The 7907-nt window shown below is 35.1% G+C and carries 9 protein-coding genes; 7 read left to right on the top strand and 2 right to left on the bottom strand.

The genetic code is table 11. The features are described 5' to 3' along the window. The 3 genes from H7254_RS07830 to H7254_RS07820 form a co-directional block, all read left to right on the top strand. Nucleotides 1–358, top strand: a 358-nt coding sequence (locus H7254_RS07830) for a glycoside hydrolase family 95-like protein (protein WP_367875424.1), incomplete at its 5' end; no start/stop codon positions are given. 241 nt (nt 359–599) lie between these two features. Beyond that, nucleotides 600–2048 (top strand): Gfo/Idh/MocA family protein, encoded by a 1449-nt coding sequence (locus tag H7254_RS07825; protein ID WP_301932441.1) that lies wholly within the window; start codon nt 600–602, stop codon nt 2046–2048. An 880-nt stretch (nt 2049–2928) separates the two neighbouring features. Continuing rightward, complete coding sequence (locus H7254_RS07820; RefSeq protein WP_301932440.1) at nt 2929–3339, top strand: hypothetical protein; 411 nt, start codon at nt 2929–2931, stop codon at nt 3337–3339. A 104-nt stretch (nt 3340–3443) separates the two neighbouring features. Here the strand turns inward: H7254_RS07820 and H7254_RS07815 are convergent, their stop codons facing one another. Then, nucleotides 3444–3575 (bottom strand): hypothetical protein, encoded by a 132-nt coding sequence (locus H7254_RS07815; protein ID WP_301932439.1) that lies wholly within the window; start codon nt 3573–3575, stop codon nt 3444–3446. Nucleotides 3576–3839: 264 nt separating this feature from the next. Here H7254_RS07815 and H7254_RS07810 point away from each other — a divergent pair, with 264 nt between their 5' ends. Beyond that, the gene (locus H7254_RS07810) at nt 3840–5072 is read left to right on the top strand and encodes a T9SS type A sorting domain-containing protein (protein WP_301932438.1); all 1233 of its coding nucleotides are present in this window, start codon (nt 3840–3842) and stop codon (nt 5070–5072) included. A 44-nt stretch (nt 5073–5116) separates the two neighbouring features. On the opposite strand, the gene H7254_RS07805 is transcribed toward H7254_RS07810, so the two are convergent. Then, nucleotides 5117–5737: a PH domain-containing protein gene (locus tag H7254_RS07805; RefSeq protein ID WP_301932437.1), complete on the bottom strand. Its 621-nt coding sequence runs from the start codon at nt 5735–5737 to the stop codon at nt 5117–5119. Between the two features lie 135 nt (nt 5738–5872). On the opposite strand from H7254_RS07805, the gene H7254_RS07800 reads away from it, so the two are divergent. From H7254_RS07800 to H7254_RS07790, 3 genes are all read left to right on the top strand, one after another. Beyond that, complete coding sequence (locus H7254_RS07800; RefSeq protein WP_301932436.1) at nt 5873–6466, top strand: RNA methyltransferase; 594 nt, start codon at nt 5873–5875, stop codon at nt 6464–6466. A 482-nt stretch (nt 6467–6948) separates the two neighbouring features. Next, entirely contained in the window at nt 6949–7299 is a 351-nt protein-coding gene (locus H7254_RS07795; protein WP_301932435.1) for a DUF6799 domain-containing protein, read from the top strand. A 157-nt stretch (nt 7300–7456) separates the two neighbouring features. Further along, nucleotides 7457–7786 (top strand): hypothetical protein, encoded by a 330-nt coding sequence (locus H7254_RS07790; protein WP_301932434.1) that lies wholly within the window; start codon nt 7457–7459, stop codon nt 7784–7786. The last annotated feature ends 121 nt before the right edge of the window (nt 7787–7907 follow it).

The following is a 7907-nucleotide window of genomic DNA, read 5'->3' as shown; positions in this document are numbered from 1 at the left end:
TAATTTTGTTTCTTCCAATAGTTTTCATTTAAATGGAGATCAGCGTGGTAGCCAGTATTCTAACTTTACTTACCGACCATTTACCCTTGAAAGAAATTTTGCTTTTGCCCAGGGCATTCATGAAATGCTTATACAAAGCAACAATGGCTGCATCGAAATTTTTCCCGCAATTCCCGCCCAATGGAAAAATGTATCTTTCCAAACCTTGAGAGCAGAAGGGGCATTTTTGGTTTCTGCAGTAAAGGAAAATGGAAATATCATGGAGGTAAAAATAACTTCCGATGCCGGAGGTGTGCTGTATTTAAAGCTTCCCTTTAAAACATTTATATTGATGGAAATAAAAAGAAATATTCGGTAAATGGAAATGTGCTGGAAGTAAAAATGGCGAAGGTTGAAACCATCCTGGTTAAAAATGGATTTGAATAATTACTGATTTTAAATAAAAATTAAAAATGGTGTAATTTGCCCGGTATATCCCCGCAGTAAAAAGTTGTAATTTCATATTAAAAGTTATGCAATCGTTTGCCTGGTTCTGCAATGCTTTTAAACGGTAATTTTCATTGTTATTCAATTAATTTTTCGTCAATAATATTTTAAAGATGTCATCTAACAGAAGAAAATTTTTACGTAATGTAACATTAGGTACCGGTGCGCTGGTAACAGGGTTAAACACTTTTGCAACTGTAACCGTTGATGAAAAAGATCGTTCTTTTAAAAAGAAAGATAACAGGTCAGATGCAGGATTTAATATGTGCGGCTACACAGCTCCCAAAATAGATACGGTAAGAGTGGGCATCGTTGGATTAGGGATGCGTGGGCCCGGTGCGGTTGAAAGGCTTTCCTTTATTGAAGGCGTTGAAATAAAAGCTTTGTGCGATCAGTATCCGGACAGGGTAGCGAAAGCCCAGAATATTTTACAAAAAAAGAACCTGCCAAAGGCAACCGAATACAGCGGCAGCAAAGAAGCCTGGAAAGATATGTGTAACCGTACCGACCTGGACCTGATTTATATTACTACGCCCTGGAAATTACACACACCCATTGCAGTATATGCAATGCAACATGGTAAGCATGCCGCATCGGAGGTGCCGGCTGCACAAACGATAGAGGAGTGCTGGCAATTGGTTGAAACATCCGAAAAAACAAAAAAGCATTGTGTAATGCTTGAAAATTGCTGTTACGATTTTTTTGAATTGCTTACTTTAAACATGGCCCGCAACGGTATGTTTGGCGAACTGGTGCATGCAGAAGGCGCTTACCTGCACGATTTAAGGAGCCTTAATTTTGATAAAAATGGCTACGCAGAAATGTGGCGCCTGAAAGAAAACGCAAGCCGCAACGGTAACTTATATCCTACGCATGGGCTGGGGCCTGTGGCGCAATGCCTTAACATTAACCGGGGCGATCAGATGGACTATTTGGTATCCATGTCGGGTAACGATTTTATAATGGGTGCTATGGCAAAGGAACGTGCAGCCACTGATAGCTTTTACAACGAATTTAAAGATAAGCAGTACCGGGGTGATATGAATACTACAGTGATTAAAACGGTAAAAGGTAAAACCATTATGGTACAACATGACGTAAGCACACCCAGGCCCTATTCAAGAATTCATACAATCAATGGTACAAAAGGGATGGCAAATAAATGGCCGGAACCGCAAAGAATTTCTTTTGGCGAAGACTGGATAAAAGAAGCCGAATATAAAGCGCTTGAAGAAAAATATACCTTACCGATTGTAAAACATATTGGTGCTATTGCAAAAAATGTAGGTGGCCATGGCGGTATGGATTTTATTATGGACTGGCGGTTAATTGATAACCTGCGCAATGGTTTGGCACTTGACCAGGATGTATACGATGCTGCTTTGTGGAGTTCCATTGCTCCTTTAAGTGAGCAATCAGTAGCTAACCGCAGCAGGAGTATGGATGTGCCTGATTTTACAAAGGGCGCCTGGAAAATAAACCAACCAGTAAACCTTACTTTGGATGGAGGTGGAAATACAACTATCAGAACTGTACCCGAAGAAAAATTAAAAACAAATTAGCAGCAGGTAAACATTTTTTGTTTTATGGGGTTTGTAATTTCAGGAACCCGGTAACGGTTGGTACTATACTTTTTATGCATTGTAACTTATATAATTGAAAAGCGTTCCTATTTTGGGAACGCTTTTTTGATGGCTTTATAATATTTTATCCTTATAATTTTTCTTAGAAGCTGTCTATAAATAGAATTTTAATTTATCATCTTTTGGTTGGGAACACCAACCTCTGCGAACCTTTTTGGCTGGTGTATCTGCCCGCCACTTCTCCGATATTCCAAAAAAATTGTTTAGACAGCTTCTTAGTCTTTATAAAAATTCTTTTAAATTTTCAGCACCTATCTAACCCGGTAAATTTATGTGTTGAAACCTTAAACAGAACTTCTTTTAAAATTCTTGCCTCCTGCATTCATGATTGCCACATCTTTAATATTATTTAAAAAATTACTGCTGCAAATAAAAATTTATAGGTGAATTCGTATTTGTTTTAATTACTAATTTTTCGTTGGGCATCATAAGGCTTACTCTTTTAAACCTTGTACTGGTAAGGGTTTTAGTAATTTGTTGGCTATTTCAGAATAAATAAATCAGCTTTATATTAGTGTAGCTTCAATATAATTGCGAACTATCTTCACGCTATCAATAACAAACAATTATTGCAATGATCCGTACTTTTTAATTCGTGTTGGAATGTTTGCAATAAGATACAAATCATTTTTCCAACATAATTCTAAAACTCTTTCATGGGTTTTAAATGTAGCCTGCCATATCAAAAAATAAGTTTCACGATTGTATTTTACGTCACTATATGACAAATTTTTAACCCTGTTTTATTATTAATCTAATAAACAAAATAATAATTATTTAACAATTAAAATGTACAAGTATGACAAAGCTAAAAAACATCGCAGTTGCCTTTGCAACCATCGTAATATTTGCAAATATTACGAATGCGCAAACTTCCAAAGCATCTTACACAGTAAATGCTCACGAACCACTTAAAGTAAAGTATCTTGGAGATGAGGATAAGTATCTTCTATTTGAAGTAACCCTTCAGTCTGAAAATTCTGCAAAACCATTGTTTATTATTTCAGACAAAAATGAGGGAGAATTTTATTCTGCTTCACTTTCAACCGGCGTTGCTCCCCGCACTTTTAAAATTGAAAAAAGAGGTGAAGACCAGGTATTGAATTTCAAAGTGGTTCTTGGTAAAACACAGTATGTGAAAACATTTGTTATTAATACCAGCACAGTTGAAAAAACTGTTGTAGCAGAACATGATATAACGAAATTGTAAGAGTCGTTTTGTTGATGTAAATTATTATCCCTTCCCCATTTTCACCCTGAAACTGAAGTATCATTTTCAGGGTGGCAATGAAGGGATTTTTTATGAATAAGCTATTATTGTTTCGTTATCTTCATCTCTATACCTCCTTTAGAAATAGTATTGCCGCTTCTATACCCTTCAAAACTTCCTGTAACATTATATTGCAGGTTTAATTGGCAAACTTCCTTTTTTTTAATTGCACTCATATTTTCAGAAATACATTTTTACCTTCTTATTTTAATTCTTTTAATTTCATTCTGCAAATTAAATCTGCATCTGTCTGCTTTTTAAATTAAGTCTGTTTCAGCATAACTTCAAACCGTCCCGGCTAAATAATAAATTTTAATATCTTGGTTTATAGTACAATAACAATTACAAAGTAGCGTTATATACCATTGATTAATATTATGTAGATGCCATCGAATATTTTACATTTTATTAGTAAAAGCTATATCCAAATATCCAATTTTATGAAAAACGCAACCTTAATCCTGCCTGGGAATTATTCTATTAATTTAACCCGTTTTAGTATTTCAAAAATTATTTCTCATCGTTTTATCTTCTTAATAATATTAATTCCGTTGGTTTCATTAGCCGGCAAACCAGCGAACTTTTCAGTGCCTGCAAGCAACACTGCGTTAAACAATGCAGTGAGGCTCCTCCATTCCTCAAAATCCCTTGCACCAGTGGGTACTACTGAATCTATAAGAACAAATCTCTATCTTTTGCAACCGGATAATTCACTTGTTTTGGCTGACGGGGTTTATACAGAATATAATAATTTATACCATGATAGTGTTACGCTGGAAGACGCGATTAAGTTTACCAATATCCTGGAAAATATAGGGTTGCTCCGGTATGGCAAAACGCTTTCGGTTGAGAGAAGACCGATCATAAAAGCCAACGATACTTTGTTTGTAAAACTTTGGAAAACCACCCAACGTAACTACCAGATTGAGCTGGTGGCCAACCTGGCTACCAATATCGGGTTACAAGCTTATTTTGTTGATAGCTATCTTAATACAAGTAGCTCTTTAGACCTTGCTGTTACTACCAAAATAAATTTTGCTGTAAATGCAGATCCGGCTTCTGCTGCAATAAACCGGTTTAAAATTATTTTTAAACCGGCCGTTTCTTTTTCACCCTTACCGGTAACATTTACTGAAGTAAAAGCCGCCAGACAGGGAGAGAAAGTTTCGGTTAAATGGAGTGTTGAAAATGAAATAAACATGGCAAAATATGAGGTGGAAAAATCGGTGAACGGAAAAGATTTTTTGCTTGCCAATACTACACTTATTGCCGGAAAAACGAATGGTACTGCTAACTATTATTGGCTTGACGCAAGTTCAGATAACGGAAATGTTTTTTACCGGATTAAAGGTATAAGTATTGATGGCAGTATAAAATATACAGCTGTTATGAAAGTAAATATGTTGCAAAATGGATCCGTCTTTACGGTGTATCCAAATCCGATAATTGGCAATAACATTCATCTGCAAATACAAAACCAGGCAACGGGTGTTTACCAGGTTAATATGATAAATATTGCCGGGCAGGTAGTGTACAATGGTAAAGTATCTGTAAACAGCAACAGCGTGTCACAAACGCTGAATACCGGCAGCGATATGCCGAAGGGTATTTATCAGCTGGAGCTTAAAAGTGCTGACAAAACCTCACTGATAAAAACTATTTTAGTTCAGTAAACAGCTTTACTCAATGTAATATGTGTTATTAATAATTCTATAAATTATATTTTTAAAAGCCTGTTTTTTAGTTGCACATATTCTTCTTGTGTTATGCCTCCTTTTTGTAACAGCTCAAATAATTTTGCCAATTCATCTGCAATCAATTGTTGTGAAGGAGCCATTGCAGCAGATGTATCAGCGATTGCCCTGGCAAGATGTGCTGCCTGACTCATGATACCCGATTTTTTATATTCTTCCTGCGCATGGGTAATGGTATCTTTTAAAAGTTTGGGTTGATGAATCAGTTCGTAGGTAGTTTCACCCAGTTCCGCAGCTGTCTGAATTTCAACATTGCCGTAGCCCATTAACCTTCCCCAAATACTTTGATCATACTCAACATTGTTTATTTTATCCAGCGGACTTTCTTTTGAATACCTGCTAAAAAAACCACTTTCATCCACCACTCTTATGTTGGTAACGCACCATAAATTATTTTTCCAGTTAAGGTATTCATACATGGGATACAACGCTGCAATGAGGGTAACAATAAGACCTGTAGTTTGTAGCAGCCAGATGGAGAGTACTGAAACCAGTAACCAAACAAAAATTGGCAGTACTAATTTTATCCAGTGCTGGCGGATTATAAGTAATATTTCTTCATCCTTCTTTAATGATGTTCTCATGCTTTGTTATTGATATAAAATGTTTTTAAAAGTAAAGAATGATTTGTTTACTTCAGTAATTATTTTATATAAACGAATCGCTTTTTCTTATGGTTAGAATGCTTATTTTAGACGTTTAATTTATTTATAGTTACTATGACTCCGGAACGTTTTGAAAGACTTAATGATGTGTTAAACAAAAGGCAACCCGATTTAACGGTAGTGCTGGAAAACGTATTTGATCCGCACAATATATCTGCGGTTATGCGTACCTGTGATGCGGTAGGTATCCAGGATATTTACATTCTGAATAATAAAATTCCCCCACATAGAAAATGGAGTGAAAAAAGTTCTTCCAGTGCTGCCAGGTGGTTAACCATTCATCAGTTTACGGATGCCGGTGAGTGTTTTGCCGCATTGCGTAAAAACTATAAAAAAATATATACCACACATTTAAGTTCAGATGCAGTTAGTTTACATGAGTTGAATTTAACAGAACCGGTTGCGTTGGTTTTTGGTAATGAACATAGCGGGGTAAGCGAAGAAATTATTGCAATGGCAGATGGTAATTTTATCATTCCACAGGTAGGAATCATTAAATCGCTTAATATTTCCGTAGCCTGTGCGGTGTCATTATACGAGGCCTTTCGCCAGAAAAATAATGCCGGGCAATATGATATAGCAAAACTTCAGGACGAAAAATTATCTGCACTCAGGAATACGTGGGGTTTAATAGAAGATATAGTATAGCACTTTTATTAGAGATATTTACGATTGAAAACCCGTATAATTTACTGTGTTCTTTTTTTAAAATATTGATTCTTTAAATTTTTTTTTCTACAAAATATTGTTCTTTGTCTCCGGCAGTTACACCAACGGAATTCTTTGCTGCACTAATATTTATTTTAGTTTTATACACCAGTTTCTACCCATTAATTTAAAAAATACTTTAAAATTTATTTTTATAAAAATGCTGCGGGGTTAACAATTTATATTTAAAATTTTTTCTTTTTAACGTAAAATACAATAGGAGCCTTATTATTAGCTATAATTTATTCAAGCTATTTTTAAGTAAAAGTTCATTTATAATTGATATAGAATTTTGGGAAAAAGTTTCTACATAAAAATACGATTCTGCGAAAGGGAAGAATTTTACTTTCGCACATTTTTATTTTTTGGCAAGGTATTGGTTTAAAGCAAAGAAATTGTTTCAATAACTAAAAACAAAAAACATGAAAAAATTAATGATGGTATTTGCAATAGTTGGTGCATGCACCACTGTTGCTGTAGCACAGGATAGTTCGGCCACAAGTACAACTAAGGCTGCATCTGGCAGAGCCCTATCTCATCAGATGAAAGATTGTGTAATGATGAAAGATGGTAAAGTAATGGTAATGAAGGGCGGCGCAGTAACTGCACTGTATGGTGATTTAACTTTAACCAATGGAACGATTGTTAAGAGTGATGGCTCAGTAAAAGCGTCCGATGGAACTGCCATGAAATTAATGGAAGGCGAGAAAATTGATATGGATGGAAAGATGTTGAAAACAGATAAAAGTTCCACAACACCTCCGCAGAAGTAAATTATTGATTGAATGTAAAAAAGCCGTTTTGTAAATGAAACGGTTTTTTTTGGTTTTATTCTTTTTTACAAAATACATGTGCAGCATGGCCAACAGACCAGCGAAAAATTTTTAACATTTTTTGGTAGAATTGTTGAAGAGATGAATTAAAAAGCCAATGAAAATAAAATACCTCTGCCTTATTTTTTTCGCAGTTTACGGATTAGTAAGCTGTAGTAAAAAAATTCATCCGGTAACAACGGCGGATACTGTTATAAACAATGATACCATTGCAGCAAAAAAAGCATTCATCAAAAGAAAACCTAAAGAATCTTTACCCAAAGTAATTACAGTAAATGATTTAAGTGCAAAAAAAACAGTGGATGGCCGATATTATTATGATCTGCAGGGCCATCGCTACTGGCGCAATAATAAAGATGGTAAATATTATTTGTTTAATAAAACCATGTATGCCAACGAGGACTTTAAACCTACATCCATCCTATAATTTAAGTTGGAAATTAACGAAGGTTTTCATATTTTTTTCAATAACGAACATTTAAAAAGCGCTCCTGTGTGGTGAGCCGAAAAAATCGTTTATTGTAAGGGTTGAATATTCTTTAAGCCAC

Source organism: Ferruginibacter sp., from assembly GCF_014377975.1.
Taxonomy (GTDB): Bacteria; Bacteroidota; Bacteroidia; order Chitinophagales; family Chitinophagaceae; genus Ferruginibacter.
The sequence above is the reverse complement of the archived record's forward strand: the minus strand, read 5'-3'. Positions and strand labels throughout refer to the sequence as shown.

Excerpts from the sequence above, each read along its gene's own strand:
- H7254_RS07800 (WP_301932436.1), top strand. The coding sequence starts at position 5,873 with ATGACTCCGGAACGTTTTGAAAGACTTAATGATGTGTTAAACAAAAGG.
- H7254_RS07795 (WP_301932435.1), top strand. The coding sequence starts at position 6,949 with ATGAAAAAATTAATGATGGTATTTGCAATAGTTGGTGCATGCACCACT.
- H7254_RS07815 (WP_301932439.1), bottom strand. The coding sequence starts at position 3,575 with ATGAGTGCAATTAAAAAAAAGGAAGTTTGCCAATTAAACCTGCAATAT.
- H7254_RS07820 (WP_301932440.1), top strand. The coding sequence starts at position 2,929 with ATGACAAAGCTAAAAAACATCGCAGTTGCCTTTGCAACCATCGTAATA.
- H7254_RS07790 (WP_301932434.1), top strand. The coding sequence starts at position 7,457 with ATGAAAATAAAATACCTCTGCCTTATTTTTTTCGCAGTTTACGGATTA.
- H7254_RS07805 (WP_301932437.1), bottom strand. The coding sequence starts at position 5,737 with ATGAGAACATCATTAAAGAAGGATGAAGAAATATTACTTATAATCCGC.
- H7254_RS07810 (WP_301932438.1), top strand. The coding sequence starts at position 3,840 with ATGAAAAACGCAACCTTAATCCTGCCTGGGAATTATTCTATTAATTTA.
- H7254_RS07825 (WP_301932441.1), top strand. The coding sequence starts at position 600 with ATGTCATCTAACAGAAGAAAATTTTTACGTAATGTAACATTAGGTACC.